Here is a 14,958-nt window from a genome sequence, read left to right on the forward strand (position 1 = left end):
TCAGCCCTCCTGCGTCAGTTCACGGAGCGTCGCGATCAATGTGCGGCGCGTCAGCGGGATCTTGAAGTCGTTCGAGCCATGGCCCTTGGCGTTGGCGAGCAGCGCATCGGCGGCGGCGTTGAAGGCGGCATCGGTCGCCTCCTGCCCGACCAGCGCGGCCTCCGCCGCCTCGTCTCGCCACGGCATCGGCCCTAGCCCACCAAAGGCGAGGCGCGCCGAGGTGATCCTGCCGCCCTCCACCGCGATGATCCCGGCGATCGAGATCAGCGCGAAGGCATAGGAGGCACGGTCGCGGACCTTGCGATAGGTCTGGCGACCTTCGGGCGCGGGCGGCAGTTCGACATGGGTGATCAATTCGCCCGGTTCTAGGACGTTCTCGATTTCGGGGGTGCTACCCGGCAGGCGGTAGAATTCGCCGATCGCGATCCGGCGTCGATCGCCGTCGGGCTTCTGGGTGATGATCACCGCCTCCAGCGCGCGCATGGCCACCGCCATGTCGCTGGGATGGGTGGCGATGCACTGGTCCGAGGTGCCGAGGATCGCCAGGATGCGATTCTCGACGCCGATCGCGGAACAGCCGCTGCCCGGCTCGCGCTTGTTGCAGGGGGTGGCAGGGTCGTAGAAATAATAGCAGCGCGTCCGCTGGAGCAGGTTGCCGCCGGTCGACGCCTTGTTGCGCAACTGCCCCGAAGCACCCGCCAGCAACGCGCGCGACAGGACCGGATAACGCTCGATCACACGCGCATCGGCGGCGAGGTCGCTATTGGGCACCAGCGCGCCGATGGTCAGGCCGCCATCCTCGCGCTCCTCGATCTCGGTTAGCGGCAGGCGGCTGATGTCGATCAGCGTCTCGGGCGTCTCGACCTGCAATTTCATCAGGTCGAGCAGGTTGGTGCCGCCCGCGATGAAGCGCGCGCCGGGCGCTGCCCCGTCGCGGGTGGCGGTGGCGACCGAATCGGCGCGGGCATAATCGAACGTCTTCATGCCGCGACCTCCCGGCCGACCTGTTCATTGGGATTGCGGTCGCCCTGTCCCGCCACGTCGCGGATCGCGTCGACGATATTGGGATAGGCGGCGCAGCGGCACAGATTGCCGCTCATCCGCTCTGAGATTTCCTCGACCGTCAGTTCGGCCGCGCCCAGGTCTTCGGTGACATGGCTGGGCCAGCCCTTCTTCACCTCGTCGAGCATCCCGACGGCCGAGCAGATCTGGCCCGGCGTGCAATAGCCGCATTGAAAGCCGTCATGCCGCACGAATGCGTCCTGCAACGGATGGAGGTTGCCGGGCTGGCCCAGCCCCTCGATCGTCGTGATCTCGTCATCCTGGTGCATTACCGCCAGCGTCAGGCAGCTGTTCACCCGGCGGCCGTTGACCAGCATCGTGCACGCGCCGCACTGGCCGTGGTCACAGCCCTTCTTGGAGCCGGTCAGGCCCAGATGCTCGCGACAGAGATCGAGCAAAGAGGTGCGAACATCGACCTCGATGTCATGCGATTGACCATTGATTGTGAAATGCATCGCGCCATCCCTTTGGGATTACAGTTGGATGAACAAACGCCATGACTTGCGCACGTTTCCCGTTGCGAACCACTCTCATTGCCGTCTCGCTGGTCTTGGGGCAGTCTGAGGCCATGTCCGCCGAACCCAATACGCCGTTATCCTCGCCCTCGCTTTCGTCGCCGATCGTCATCGCGCATCGCGGGGCGAGCGGGGAGCGTCCCGAACATACGCTGGCCGCCTATGATCTCGCGATCCGCGAGGGCGCGGACGTGATCGAACCCGATCTGGTGCCGACGAAGGACGGCCATCTGGTCGCGCGGCACGAGAACGAGATTTCCGGCACCACCGATGTCGCGGCCCATCCCGAATTCGCCGATCGCAAGGCGACCAAGGTCATCGACGGCCAGACCGAAACCGGCTGGTTCACCGAGGACTTCACCCTGGCCGAGCTGAAGAGCCTGCGCGCCCGCGAACGCCTGCCGCAGCTGCGCTCGACCGCCTATGACGGGCAATTCCAGATCCCGACGCTGGAGGAGATCATCGCGCTCGCCAAGCAGCGGTCGAAGGAGACGGGGCGGACCATCTCCATCTATCCCGAGACCAAGCATCCGACCTATTTCGCATCGATCGGCAAGGGCACCGACGCGCCGCTGGTCGCCGCGCTCGACAAGGCCGGGTGGAAGACGGCGGACGCGCCGGTGTTCATCCAGTCGTTCGAGGTGAAGAACCTGCAACATCTGAAGACGATGACCGGCATCCGCCTGATCCAGCTGGTCGCGGGCGAGGGCGGTCCGGCCGACGGCGCCGCGCCGACCTACGCCGCGATGATGACGCCCCAGGGGATGAAGCAGGTCGCGACCTATGCCTGGGGGATTGGGCCGGACAAGGCGATGTTGTGGAAGGGTGATGCGCCCTCGACGCTGGTCGCGGATGCCCATGCCGCGGGCCTGCGGGTCCACCCCTGGACCTATCGCGCGGAGAACCAGTTCGTGCGGGCGGCTTTCCGCAAGGGTTCGGATGCCAAGGCGCATGGCGATGTGGCGGGCGAAATCCGCGCCGCGCTGGGCCAGGGCATCGACGGTTTCTTCACCGATTTCCCGCAAATCGGGGTAGAAACGCGCAACGCTTTTTTGCGCGCCCGCTGAAAGAACCCCAACGACCATGCGTAACCTCGTCCTGAAACTCGCCGTCCTGGCCTTGCCGCTGACCACCGGAGGCTGCGTCAAGACGGTGGCCAGTGTCGTGAAGGCACCGTTCCAGGCGGCGGGGCAGGTCGTCGACTGGACGACGACCAGCCAGTCGGAGGCGGATCGCAATTACGGCCGCAAGATGCGCAAGCAGGAGGCCAAGGAAGGCCGCGCGCGCCGCGAGTATGAGAAGCAGTGCCGCAAGCATCCCGAACAGTGCCAGCAGCAGGGCCAGCCCAGCCAGCAGGGCTATGACGGCTATCGCGCCGGTTACTGATCGCTGACCGGGGGCGGCCATCCGGCGAGGATGGTCGCCACCGCCGCCAGCACCTGCGGCCGGTGCTGCACCCATAAATGGCTGGAGCGGACCTCGACCGCCGGGGTCGCATCGTCGCGACAGATGATCCCGGCAACCAGCCCGTCGCTCCGGCTCCAGATCGCGGCCGAGGGGCAGGGGAGCGGCCCCGCGATCACCGCCGATCGGGCGATCACCGCCGGATCGTCCACCCGCTCGCCGGTCAGATGCTCGAAGGCGCGCCAGACATTGGTCGCTCGCGCCGGGCCCGCATAGGGCGAAGCGATCGTGATGACCCCCGCGATCAGATCCGGCCGGGCCTGCGCCACCATCCGGGCGATGATCCCGCCCAGGCTGATGCCGATCAACGTCACCGGGCCGGTATCGGCCAGCGACTCCAGCCGTGCGATCAATCGCTTGGCCTCTCGCCCGACGCTGCGAATGCCCAGATTGCGGCCCAGTCCCCAGCCATGCACCCGGTAGCCCTTGCCGGTCAGGTATCGGCGCAGGACGACCGTCGCCCGGTCGCTGTTGACCAGGCCGGGCAGCACCATCAGCGCCCGCCCGTCGCCGCGCGGCGCGGCATCCAGCTCGGCTCGGTGCCGCCACCAGGTCGCACCCATCCACAAGGCGCGCGGCAATTCGGCGGCCCAGAGCGCTTTCGACGGCGGCGGGGTCATAGCCACCGCATCACCGTCCATGGAAAGGGCGTCCACCAGCCCATCCGCACCCCCGCCGCCGCCAGCGCATCGCCGGTCCAGTTGTTGCAGGTATGCGCGGCGCTGTAGCGCCCCCTTGCCTCGTAAAAGGCGTCGTACACGTCATAACCCGGACCATGCGGCCCGCCGCGTTTCCAGCTTGCCTGGATAAAGCCGACCAGCTTGCGATAGGCCTGAGGCGACAGCTGGATCATGCGGACATCGTCACCATTGGCACGCGGCAGCGGCAGGTGGTCGACATGGATCAGCGTCCGGTTGCTGCCCAGCGCCGCGTGCACGATCGTGCCGGGCTTAACGTCGCGCCAATGCGGCGTCTCGCGAAAGAAACCCGCCTCGCCCCAGCCGATGGCGAGGAAGGGAAAGCCCGCATAGCGTGGGTCGCGCAGGTCCTGCGGCGGTGCCCAGTCGCGCCAGTCCACGCCCGCCGCCTGCTTCGGCACGATGATCGCGGTGTGGACCGCGCTCGACTCGACGAAGATGGTGACGGCATCCGCGCCCGCCGCGGGCATCGACGCGGTCGCCCGCGCTATCATGCCCAGCGCCAGCCCCAGAGTGAAATAACCGAACAGGATCAGGCCGATCGCAGCCAGCATCCCCCTTGCAACGCGCCCCAGCCGTCGCCACGCTATGGTTTCATTTGTCACCATCTTCATGATAGGCTTCGCGCATGGCACAGGATACCCATGTTCTCGCCGCCCCGCCCGAAGGGGCAGGGGCCGACTGGACCATTCCGCAGGGGTGGGAGCATTACACGGTCGAGGAACATGCGACCTGGGATACGCTGTTCGCGCGCCAATCCAAGCTGCTGCCGGGCCGCGCGTCGGAGGCGTATTTGCGCGGCCTCGACGTGCTCAAGCTGTCGCGGCCGGGTATTCCCGATTTCGAGGAACTGTCCGAGCGGCTGATGAAGCTGACCGGGTGGCAGGTGGTGGCGGTGCCGGGGCTGGTGCCCGATGATGTGTTCTTCGACCATATGGCCAATCGCCGCTTCGTCGCGGGCAATTTCATCCGGCGGCCCGACCAGCTGGATTATCTGGAGGAGCCGGACGTCTTCCATGACGTGTTCGGCCATGTGCCGATGCTGGCCGATCCGGTCTTCGCCGATTACCTCGCCGCCTATGGGCGCGGCGGGCAGCGGGCGCTGGGCATGGACGCGCTGAAATATCTGGGGCGGCTTTACTGGTACACGGTCGAGTTCGGGCTGGTGCGCGAGGATGGCGACCTGCGCATCTATGGCGCTGGCATCGTGTCGAGCTATTCGGAAAGCCGCTTCGCGCTGGAGGACCCGAGCCCCAACCGGATCGGCTTCGACCTGAAGCGGGTGATGCGGACGGAATACCGGATCGACGATTTCCAGCAGAATTATTTCGTGATCCCCAGTTACGAGGAATTGCTGCGCACCACGCTGGAGACGGACTTTGCGCCGCTCTATCAGGAGATCAAGGCGTTGCCGGATATCCCGGTGGCGGAGATCCAAGCGGGGGACGATGTGGTGACGCGGGGGACGCAGGGATATGCCAAGGCGAAGGCCGGATAGGAGGTCGCCCTGGGCCTTCGAACCGGAACCTTATCGCCCACCCCCGGTTCGCATGCGTCATGCACGATCTTCCCAACAACGCGGTGAATTACCCGCTGCTCGCCCGCCCGCATATCCAGCTCTACGGCACCGTGGACGAAGTGATGCATGCGGGTTTCAAGGACCAGCTCGCCGCCGCACCGGCCGACGGCCCGCTGGTCGTGTCGATCACCACGCTGGGCGGTGACCCGGAAATGGCGCGCGCCATGGGCGACTCGATCCGCCTGCTGCGTGACTATACGGGGCGCGAGACGCTGTTCCTGGGCAAGGTCGCGGTCTATTCGGCGGGCGCGACGTTCATGTCGGCCTTCCCGGTCGAGAGTCGATTCCTGACGCGCGGCACCCGGTTGATGCTGCACGAGCGGCAGATGTCGGGATCGATCGACCTGAGCGGTCCGCTCACCACCCTGCCCGCTATCCTGAAGGCCAAGCTGCACGAAATCGAACAGTCGGTCCTGATCCAGGAGGAGGGCTTCCGCGCCATCGTCAACGGATCGCAGGTTTCGTTCGAGACCCTGCGCGAAAAGGCGGTCAGCAACTGGTATATCGATGCCGAGGAGGCGCGCGATCTGGGCCTCGTACTTGATGTGATCTGAGCACGCGCCTAAATCGCTTCAAGACATTTGCGACATCCGGTCCTGTCATGTATCGGCTCTGGTAATTCTTTGCCGGTCCCGGGGCCGGCCCATCCAGCGGGTTAGTGACCATGGCCGAATTTGCCCTGCCGAAGAACAGCGTCATCAAGAAGGGCGAAGCGCACCAGGCGACCACGCAAGGCCGCCTGAAAAAGTTCAAGGTCTATCGGTACGATCCTGATTCGGGCCAGAACCCGCGTTACGACACGTTCGAGATCGATCTGGACGAATGCGGTCCGATGGTACTCGACGCGCTGATCAAGATGAAGGCGGAGCAGGACAGCTCGCTGACCTTCCGCCGTTCGTGCCGCGAGGGTATTTGCGGATCGTGCGCGATGAACATCGACGGCCGCAACGGCCTGGCCTGCACCACCGCGATCGAGGATGTGAAGGGCACGGTCCAGATCACCCCGCTGCCGCACATGGACGTGGTCAAGGACCTGGTCCCCGACTTCACGCACTTCTACGCGCAGTACGCGTCGATCAAGCCGTGGCTGCAGACCGTGTCGCCCGCCCCCTCGGGCAAGGAGCGGCTCCAGTCGCCCGACGACCGCGCGAAGCTGGACGGGCTGTACGAGTGTATCCTGTGCGCCTGCTGCTCGACGTCCTGCCCCAGCTATTGGTGGAACAGCGACAAATTCCTGGGCCCGGCGATCCTGCTCCAGGCCTATCGCTGGCTGGCCGACAGCCGTGACGAGATGACCGGCGAGCGTCTGGACGAGCTGGAGGATCCGTTCCGCCTGTATCGTTGCCACACAATCATGAACTGCGCGAATGTCTGCCCCAAGGGCCTGAACCCGGCCAAGGCGATCGCCGAGATCAAGAAGATGGAAGCCGAGCGGGTCATCTGATTCGGTTGCTTTCGATGGAAACGGAAAGGGGGTCAGAAACGGCCCCCTTTTTTGTTTTTAGGACGCTGCCAAGCGGCCCTCACCCTTCCGGTGCCAACGCACCTCCCTCCCTCTCCCATCGGGAGAGGGAAGGGGCCCGCCCGCTTTAAGCGGGTGGGAAGGGTGAGGGCAGGGGTTGACGCCGGACAGGGTAGGGCAGACATCCCCTCCAACATGCCTGATATCCTGAACGCCTATCGCCGCCTGGTCGCCGCCGAAGAGCTCCGCCCCGATCCCGAACAGGCCGCCGCCGCCGCCCGACTCGAGGCACTGGCAACCGAACTCGAAACCCCGCGCAAGACCGGCTTCCTTGCCCGCCTGACCGGCAAGGGCGCGCCTGCCCCCAAGGGCGTCTATCTTTGGGGAGACGTGGGTCGCGGCAAGTCGATGCTGATGGACCTGTTCTTTACCCAAGTCGCGGTTCAGGCCAAGCGCAGGGTCCATTTCGCCGAGTTCATGCTGGAGGTCCACGCCCGCATCGCTACCGAGCGCGCCAAGCAGGCGGGCGACCCGATCGCCCCGGTCGCCGCCGCGCTCGCCGAGGAAGTCCGGCTGCTGGCCTTCGACGAGATGATGGTGACGAACAGCCCCGACGCGATGATCCTGTCGCGGCTGTTCACCGCCTTGATCGAGGCGGGGGTGACGATCGTCACCACCTCCAACCGGCCCCCCAAGGACCTGTACAAGAACGGGCTCAACCGCGAGCATTTCCTGCCCTTCATCGCGCTCATCGAGGCGCGGCTGGACATTTTGGCGCTCAACGGGCCGACCGACTATCGGCGCGACCGGCTGGGGCGGCTGGACACATGGCTGGTGCCCAACGGGTCGAAGGCGACGATGACGTTGTCGGCGGCGTTCTTCCGCCTGACCGACTATCCGGTCGAGGATGCGGCGCACGTCCCCTCGGAGGACCTGAAGGTCGGTGGCCGCGTGCTGCACGTCCCCAAGGCCCTGAAGGGCGTCGCGGTCTTCTCGTTCAAGCGGCTGTGCGGCGAGGCGCGCGGGGCGGCGGATTATCTGGCCGTCGCGCGGCGCTTCCATACCGTGATTCTGGTCGGCATCCCCAAACTGGGGCCGGAGAATCGCAACGAGGCGGCGCGCTTCGTCCAGCTGATCGACGCGCTCTACGAACACAAGGTCAAGCTGCTCGCCGCAGCCGACGCCCAGCCCGCCGAACTCTATGAAACCGGGGACGGGCGGTTCGAGTTCGAACGCACGATCAGCCGGTTGGAAGAGATGCGGTCGGAGGAATATCTGGCGCAGGGGCATGGCTCGGACGAGGCTTAATCGTGGCTTAATGCACTTGCGAACCATTATCGTTTAAATTCTTAAACTCTGTGGAATAACGGTTGCCCCGACGCCGCAATGGGCGTAGGCCGCGTGACCAATCACGTACGTCCACTACGGAGTAGGATTGGAATGGCTCGCAAGAAGATCGCGCTGATTGGCGCCGGTAACATCGGCGGCACGCTGGCGCACCTCGCCGCGCTCAAGGGGCTGGGCGATATCGTCCTGTTCGACGTCGTCGAGGGTGTGCCCCAGGGCAAGGCGCTCGACCTGTCGCAGTGCGGCCCGGTCGAAGGCTTCGACGCGAACATCAAGGGCTCCAACGACTACGCCGATATCGCGGGCGCCGATGTGATCATCGTCACCGCCGGTGTCGCGCGCAAGCCCGGCATGAGCCGCGACGACCTGCTCGGCATCAACCTGAAGGTGATGAAGGCGGTCGGCGAGGGCATTGCCGCCAACGCGCCCGACGCCTTCGTGATCTGCATCACCAACCCGCTCGACGCGATGGTCTGGGCGCTGCGCGAATTTTCTGGTCTGCCTGCGAACAAGGTCGTCGGCATGGCCGGCGTGCTAGACTCGGCCCGCTTCTCGCACTTCCTCGCCGAGGAATTCGGCGTGTCGGTGAAGGACGTGAACACCTTCGTGCTCGGCGGCCACGGCGACACCATGGTCCCGGTCCTGGAATATTCGACCGTCAGCGGCATCCCGGTCAGCGACCTGATCGAGATGGGCTTCTCGACCAAGGAAAAGGTCGACGAGATCATCAAGCGCACCCGTGGCGGCGGCGGCGAGATCGTCGCGCTGCTCAAGACCGGTTCGGCTTATTATGCGCCTGCCACCAGCGGTATCGCGATGGCCGAGGCGTATCTGTACGACCAGAAGCGCATCCTGCCTGCCGCCGCGCATCTGTCGGGTGAGTATGGCATCGACAACCTGTACGTCGGCGTCCCCGTCGTGATCGGCGCGAACGGCGTCGAGAAGGTCGTCGAGGTCAAGCTGTCGGACGAGGCGAAGGCGAACCTTCAGGTTTCGGTCGACGCGGTCAAGGAACTGCTCGTGGCCTGCAAGGGCATCGACGAGTCGCTGGCGTAATTTAAAGGAATAACACCGCCCCGGCGAAGGCCGGGGCCCAGTTGGGTTGGTCATGGTGATCGAAGCACAAGCCTTCGTCTACATCATGGCCAGCGGTCGCAACGGGACGATTTATATCGGCTCGACGACCAACTTGCCACGGCGGGTGTGGGAGCACCGTACCGACGTGGTCGCTGGGTTTACGCGGGACAACCACTGTCATCGGCTCGTCTGGTACGAGGTGCATGATAGCTGGGAAGCAGCGCGGCAACGCGAACTGCGAATGAAGAATTGGAAGCGGCTTTGGAAGCTGCGAGAGATCGAAGGGCTCAATCTCGATTGGGCAGACCTGTATGATCGCATCGCACTACCATAACCGTATCGCAACTGGGCCCCGGCCTTCGCCGGGGCGGACAAGGACGGAACCGACGGATGAGCATCCTCGTCAACAAGAACACCAAGGTCATCACCCAGGGCATGACGGGTGAAACCGGCACGTTCCACACCCAGCAGGCGCTGGCCTATGGCACGCAGATGGTCGGCGGCGTGACGCCGGGCAAGGGCGGCACCGAGCATATCGGCCTGCCGGTCTTCAACACCGTCGCCGAAGCCAAGTCGAAGACGGGCGCCGACGCATCGGTCATCTACGTGCCGCCGCCCTTCGCGGCCGACTCGATCCTGGAAGCGATCGACGCCGAGATTCCGCTGATCGTCGCGATCACGGAAGGCATTCCGGTCCTCGACATGGTCAAGGTCAAGCGCGCCCTGTCGGGTTCGAAGTCGCGCCTGATCGGTCCGAACTGCCCGGGCGTCCTGACGCCGGGTGAGTGCAAGATCGGCATCATGCCGGGTTCGATCTTCAAGAAGGGCTCGGTCGGCGTCGTGTCGCGCTCGGGCACGCTGACCTATGAGGCGGTGTTCCAGACCTCGAACGCTGGCCTGGGCCAGACGACCGCGGTCGGCATCGGCGGCGATCCCGTCAACGGCACCAACTTCATCGACGTGCTGGAGCTGTTCCTGGCCGATGACGAGACCCAGTCGATCATCATGATCGGCGAGATCGGCGGCTCGGCCGAAGAGGAAGCCGCGCAGTTCCTGCGTGACGAAGCCAAGCGCGGCCGTTCGAAGCCGATGGCCGGCTTCATCGCGGGCCGCACCGCGCCTCCGGGCCGTCGCATGGGCCATGCCGGTGCGATCGTGTCGGGCGGCCAGGGCGGCGCCGAGGACAAGATCGCGGCGATGGAAGCGGCCGGGATCAAGGTCGCGGCTTCGCCGTCGGAGCTTGGCTCGACGCTGTTGTCGGTGCTGAACAAGTAAGGCGTATCGCGTCACCCCGGCACAACCGCCGGGGTCCGTGGCGGCAGGCGGGCCGCTCGCGGCTGCGGACCCCAGGCGGATGTGCCGGGGTGGCGATAGTTGATAAGACGGGCGGTCGAGGAAGCGTCTCATGGGCTACGAAGGCCAGGAATTCAGCGAAATCGCGGCGGGCGTCAGCCCCGCTTTCATCGAAACGCTCTACGCCAAGTATCAGGCCGACCAGTCGTCGGTCGATGCAGGCTGGCGGACCTTTTTCGACGGTCTGGAGCAGGGCGTCGGAGCCCCCAGCTGGCAGAACAAGCGCTGGCCGCTGACCTCGACCGACGACCTGACGGCGGGCCTCGACCCCACCCAGATGGAACCGGCCCCTAAGCCTGCCAAGGGCGGTAAGCCCGCCGCCGCCGCTTCGGCCGCACCTGCACCCTCGACCGCCGACATCGTCAAGGCGGCGGGCGACGCGATCCGCGCGCAGATGCTGATCCGCACCTACCGGGTGCGCGGCCATCTCGCGGCGAACCTCGATCCGCTGGGCCTGTCGGGCCTGCGTGAGCTTCCGGAAGACCTGAAGACCGAATATCACGGCTTCACCGACGCCGATCTCGACCGCAAGGTCTATCTGGGCGGCACGATGGGCTTCGAATGGGCGACCGTTCGCGAGCTGGTCGACACGCTGCGCAAGAATTACTGCGGCAATATCGGCCTCGAGTACATGCACATCGCGGACGTGGAGGAGCGCCGCTTCCTCCAGGACCGGATGGAAGGCCAGGATAAGGCGATCGACTTCACCGTCGATGGCAAGAAGGCGATCCTGAACAAGGTCATCGAGGCCGAGCAGTGGGAAAAATTCCTCGGCAAGAAATATGTCGGCACCAAGCGCTTCGGCCTGGACGGCGGCGAGTCGATGATCCCCGCGCTGGAATCGGTCATCAAGTATGGCGGCCAGATGGGCGTGCGCGAGATCGTGTTCGGCATGGCGCATCGCGGCCGTCTGAACGTGCTGGCAAACGTGATGGCCAAGCCGCTGCGCGTGATCTTCCACGAATTCGCCGGTGGCTCGGCCAACCCCGATGATATCGGTGGTTCGGGCGACGTGAAGTATCACCTCGGCACCTCGACCGACCGCGAGTTCGACGGCCATAAGGTCCATATGTCGCTGGTCGCCAACCCCTCGCACCTTGAGGCGGTGAACCCGGTCGTGCTGGGCAAGACCCGCGCGATTCAGACGATCGCGGGCGACCTGGAGGATCACTCGGCCTCGGTGCCGGTGCTGATCCATGGCGACGCGGCCTTTGCCGGCCAGGGCATCGTCTGGGAGTGCCTCGGTTTCTCGGGCATCCGTGGCTACAACACCGGCGGCTGCGTCCACTTCATCATCAACAATCAGGTGGGCTTCACCACCAGCCCGCAGTTCGCACGCTCCTCGCCCTATCCGTCGGATGTGGCCAAGGGCGTCCAGGCGCCGGTCTTCCACGTCAATGGCGACGATCCCGAGGCGGTGACCTTCGCCACCAAGATGGCGATCGAGTTCCGCCAGAAGTTCCACCGCGACATCGTGATCGACATGTGGTGCTATCGCCGCTTCGGCCACAATGAGGGCGACGAGCCGGGCTTCACCCAGCCGCTGATGTACAACAAGATCCGCTCGCACCCAGGTGTCAGCGAAATCTACTCGAAGCGGCTGGTGTCCGAGGGTGTGGTCGATCAGGCCTGGGTCGACGAGAACATCAAGCAGTACACCACGCGCTGCGAAGGCGAGTTCGAGGCGGGCGCGAGCTACAAGCCCAACAAGGCCGACTGGTTCGCCGGTCGCTGGTCGGGACTGTCGGCGCCCAAGGAGACCGATCAGGGTCGCCGCAACGTCGAAACCGGCCTCGACAAGAAGCTGTTCGACGCGATCGGCCGCACGCTGACCACGATTCCCGAGGGGTTGCAGGTCCACAAGACGCTGAACCGCGTGCTGGACGCCAAGCGCCAGATGTTCGCCACCGGCGCGAATTTCGACTGGGCGACCGGCGAGGCGCTGGCCTTCGGCTCGCTGCTGTCGGAAGGCTATGGCGTGCGCCTGTCGGGCCAGGATTCGGGTCGCGGCACCTTCTCGCAGCGTCACGCGGTCTGGGTCGACCAGACCGATGAGCACAAATATGTGCCGCTGAAGACCGTCGAGCATGGCAGCTTCGAGGTGCTGGACAGCCCGCTGTCCGAATATGGCGTGCTGGGCTTCGAATATGGCTATGCGCTTGCCGATCCGAAGACTTTGGTGCTGTGGGAGGCGCAGTTCGGCGACTTCGTCAACGGCGCGCAGATCATGATCGACCAGTTCATCACGTCGGGCGAGTCCAAGTGGCTGCGCGCCAACGGCCTCGTGATGCTGCTGCCGCATGGTTATGAAGGGCAGGGGCCGGAGCATAGCTCCGCGCGTCCGGAGCGCTTCCTCCAGTCCTGCGCCAACGACAATATCCAGGTTGCGAACTGCACCACCCCGGCCAACTATTTCCACCTGTTGCGCCGCCAGATGCACCGCAATTTCCGCAAACCCCTGATCGTCATGACGCCCAAGTCGCTGCTGCGTCACAAGCTGGCGGTGTCGAAGGCCGAGGAGTTCCAGGGCGATAGCCACTTCCGCCGTCTGCTGTCGGACACCAACGGTGCCGCCGACGAGGCCACGACGCGTCTGGTCCTGTGCACCGGCAAGGTCGCTTACGACCTGATCGAGGCACGCGATGCGGCGGGCGACACCACGACCCAGATCGTGCGCGTCGAGCAGCTCTATCCGTTCCCCAGCGACGCGCTCGCCAAGCGGATCGCGCGGATGCCGAACCTGCAGGACGTGGTCTGGGCGCAGGAAGAGCCGAAGAACAACGGTTACTGGTTCTTCGTCGAGCCGCTGATCGAGGAGTCGCTGGCCGAGGCCGGTGCGAGCGTGAAGCGCGCGCGTTATGCGGGTCGTGCGGCGGCGGCTTCGCCCGCCACCGGCCTGATGAAGCGCCACACCGCCGAGCAGGGCGCGCTGGTCGCCGATGCGCTGGGCCACAATGTCCGCGACGAAATCCGCAGGACGCGCGCAGAGGGCAGCAACACCACCGCCAAGCCGACCACGGCGGCTGCGGACTGAACGATTGACGAGCGCCCCGGTCCTTCGCGGGACCGGGGAGGGATGAAATCTGGCGCGGGCGTTTTGCCCGCCCGCGTAAGAACCCCGGTCGATGGACCGGGTGGAGGAAATGGAAATGGCGACTGAAGTTCTGGTGCCGGTGCTGGGCGAATCGATCTCCGAAGCGACGCTCGGCGAGTGGCTGAAGCAGCCGGGCGAGGCGGTGGCGGTCGACGAGCCGATCGCGAGCCTGGAGACCGACAAGGTCTCGGTCGAAGTGCCCTCGCCGGTGGCGGGTGTCATGGGCGAACATGCCGTGAAGGTCGGCGACACGGTGCAGGTCGGCGCGCTGCTGGCGACCGTCGATGCCGGTGGCTCGGCCCCGGCCAAGACCGAAGCGGCGGCGCCTGCCGCGACGGCCGCTCCGGCTGCTCCGGCTCCGGGCGCGGCACCTGCCGCTGACGAGTCGAGCGACTCGCCCGCCGCACTCTCGCCGTCGGTCCGTCGTGCGGTGCTCGAGCATGGCCTCGACCCCGCGACGATCAAGGGCACCGGCAAGGACGGCCGCATCACCAAGGAAGACGTCGCCGCCGCCGCCGCCAACAAGTCGAGCGCCCCGGCTCCCGCCGCCGCTGCTCCGGCCGCTGCGCCTGCCGGTTCGGCGCGCAAGGAAGAGCGCGTGAAGATGACGCGCCTGCGTCAGACGATCGCCAAGCGCCTGAAGGAGGCACAGAACACCGCCGCCATGCTGACGACGTTCAACGACGTCGACATGACCGCGGTGATCGAGGCGCGCGCCAAGTATAAGGACCTGTTCGAGAAGAAGCACGGCGTCCGCCTGGGCTTCATGGGCTTCTTCGTGAAGGCCGCGACGATGGCGCTGAAGGACATTCCTTCGGTCAACGCGTCGATCGAAGGCGATGAGATCGTCTATCACGACTATGCCGACATCTCGGTCGCCGTCTCGGCCCCGAACGGCCTGGTCGTGCCGGTCATCCGCGATGCGCAGGACCTGACGGTTGCGGGCATCGAAAAGACGATCGGCGACTTCGGCAAGCGCGCCAAGGACGGCACGCTCAAGATGGACGAGATGAAGGGCGGCACCTTCACCATCTCGAACGGCGGCGTGTTCGGCTCGCTGATGTCGACCCCGATCATCAACCCGCCCCAGTCGGCGGTGCTGGGTCTCCACCGTATCGAGGAGCGCCCGGTCGTCGTCGACGGCCAGATCGTCATCCGCCCGATGATGTACCTGGCGCTGTCCTATGACCACCGCATCATCGACGGCCGCGAGGCGGTGACTTTCCTCGTCGCGCTGAAGAACGCGATCCAGGATCCGACCCGCATCCTGATCGACCTCTGATCGCTTTGTGATCTATACGGGCCCT

The 14,958-nt window shown here is 65.5% G+C and carries 15 protein-coding genes; 11 read left to right on the forward strand and 4 right to left on the reverse strand.

The features are described 5' to 3' along the window. Together SOM26_RS05365 and SOM26_RS05370 are read right to left on the reverse strand one after the other, a co-directional pair. Positions 1-984: an FAD binding domain-containing protein gene (locus SOM26_RS05365; RefSeq protein WP_320451695.1), complete on the reverse strand. Its 984-nt coding sequence runs from the start codon at positions 982-984 to the stop codon at positions 1-3. Then, complete coding sequence (locus SOM26_RS05370; protein ID WP_320451696.1) at positions 981-1,517, reverse strand: 2Fe-2S iron-sulfur cluster-binding protein; 537 nt, start codon at positions 1,515-1,517, stop codon at positions 981-983. The genes SOM26_RS05365 and SOM26_RS05370 overlap by 4 nt, the downstream gene beginning before the upstream one ends. A 113-nt stretch (positions 1,518-1,630) precedes the next feature. On the opposite strand from SOM26_RS05370, the gene SOM26_RS05375 reads away from it, so the two are divergent. Both SOM26_RS05375 and SOM26_RS05380 read left to right on the forward strand, forming a co-directional pair. Further along, entirely contained in the window at positions 1,631-2,644 is a 1,014-nt protein-coding gene (locus SOM26_RS05375; protein ID WP_320451697.1) for a glycerophosphodiester phosphodiesterase, read from the forward strand. A 16-nt stretch (positions 2,645-2,660) separates the two neighbouring features. Then, complete coding sequence (locus SOM26_RS05380; RefSeq protein WP_320451698.1) at positions 2,661-2,963, forward strand: hypothetical protein; 303 nt, start codon at positions 2,661-2,663, stop codon at positions 2,961-2,963. Here SOM26_RS05380 and SOM26_RS05385 read toward each other — a convergent pair. Together SOM26_RS05385 and SOM26_RS05390 are read right to left on the reverse strand one after the other, a co-directional pair. Beyond that, complete coding sequence (locus SOM26_RS05385; protein ID WP_320451699.1) at positions 2,957-3,697, reverse strand: alpha/beta hydrolase; 741 nt, start codon at positions 3,695-3,697, stop codon at positions 2,957-2,959. The genes SOM26_RS05380 and SOM26_RS05385 overlap by 7 nt on opposite strands. Continuing rightward, on the reverse strand, positions 3,658-4,353 hold the full coding sequence (locus SOM26_RS05390) for a TIGR02117 family protein (protein WP_320451700.1): 696 nt from the start codon (positions 4,351-4,353) through the stop codon (positions 3,658-3,660). Before SOM26_RS05390 ends, SOM26_RS05385 begins: the two co-directional genes overlap by 40 nt. Positions 4,354-4,367: 14 nt before the next feature. Here SOM26_RS05390 and phhA point away from each other — a divergent pair, with 14 nt between their 5' ends. From phhA to odhB, 9 genes are all read left to right on the forward strand, one after another. Then, complete coding sequence (phhA, locus tag SOM26_RS05395; RefSeq protein WP_320451701.1) at positions 4,368-5,237, forward strand: phenylalanine 4-monooxygenase; 870 nt, start codon at positions 4,368-4,370, stop codon at positions 5,235-5,237. A gap of 59 nt (positions 5,238-5,296) precedes the next feature. Continuing rightward, positions 5,297-5,872, forward strand: coding sequence for an ATP-dependent Clp protease proteolytic subunit (locus tag SOM26_RS05400; protein ID WP_320451702.1), 576 nt, complete (start codon positions 5,297-5,299; stop codon positions 5,870-5,872). 110 nt (positions 5,873-5,982) lie between these two features. Then, complete coding sequence (locus SOM26_RS05405; protein WP_320451864.1) at positions 5,983-6,762, forward strand: succinate dehydrogenase iron-sulfur subunit; 780 nt, start codon at positions 5,983-5,985, stop codon at positions 6,760-6,762. Positions 6,763-6,975: 213 nt separating this feature from the next. After that, positions 6,976-8,088: a cell division protein ZapE gene (gene zapE / locus SOM26_RS05410; protein WP_320451703.1), complete on the forward strand. Its 1,113-nt coding sequence runs from the start codon at positions 6,976-6,978 to the stop codon at positions 8,086-8,088. 132 nt (positions 8,089-8,220) lie between these two features. Continuing rightward, on the forward strand, positions 8,221-9,183 hold the full coding sequence (mdh, locus tag SOM26_RS05415) for a malate dehydrogenase (protein WP_076717375.1): 963 nt from the start codon (positions 8,221-8,223) through the stop codon (positions 9,181-9,183). Between the two features lie 52 nt (positions 9,184-9,235). Continuing rightward, positions 9,236-9,538: a GIY-YIG nuclease family protein gene (locus SOM26_RS05420; RefSeq protein WP_320451704.1), complete on the forward strand. Its 303-nt coding sequence runs from the start codon at positions 9,236-9,238 to the stop codon at positions 9,536-9,538. 56 nt (positions 9,539-9,594) lie between these two features. After that, positions 9,595-10,479 carry a succinate--CoA ligase subunit alpha gene (gene sucD / locus SOM26_RS05425; RefSeq protein ID WP_042484035.1) on the forward strand — a complete coding sequence of 295 codons (885 nt, stop codon included), beginning with the start codon at positions 9,595-9,597 and terminating at the stop codon, positions 10,477-10,479. Between the two features lie 130 nt (positions 10,480-10,609). Continuing rightward, the gene (locus SOM26_RS05430; protein WP_320451705.1) at positions 10,610-13,591 is read left to right on the forward strand and encodes a 2-oxoglutarate dehydrogenase E1 component; all 2,982 of its coding nucleotides are present in this window, start codon (positions 10,610-10,612) and stop codon (positions 13,589-13,591) included. A 115-nt stretch (positions 13,592-13,706) separates the two neighbouring features. Continuing rightward, on the forward strand, positions 13,707-14,933 hold the full coding sequence (odhB, locus tag SOM26_RS05435; RefSeq protein ID WP_320451706.1) for a 2-oxoglutarate dehydrogenase complex dihydrolipoyllysine-residue succinyltransferase: 1,227 nt from the start codon (positions 13,707-13,709) through the stop codon (positions 14,931-14,933). Positions 14,934-14,958: the final 25 nt, after the last annotated feature.

This window comes from Sphingomonas sp. CFBP8993, from assembly GCF_034044895.1.
In the GTDB taxonomy this organism is placed as follows: domain Bacteria; phylum Pseudomonadota; class Alphaproteobacteria; order Sphingomonadales; family Sphingomonadaceae; genus Sphingomonas.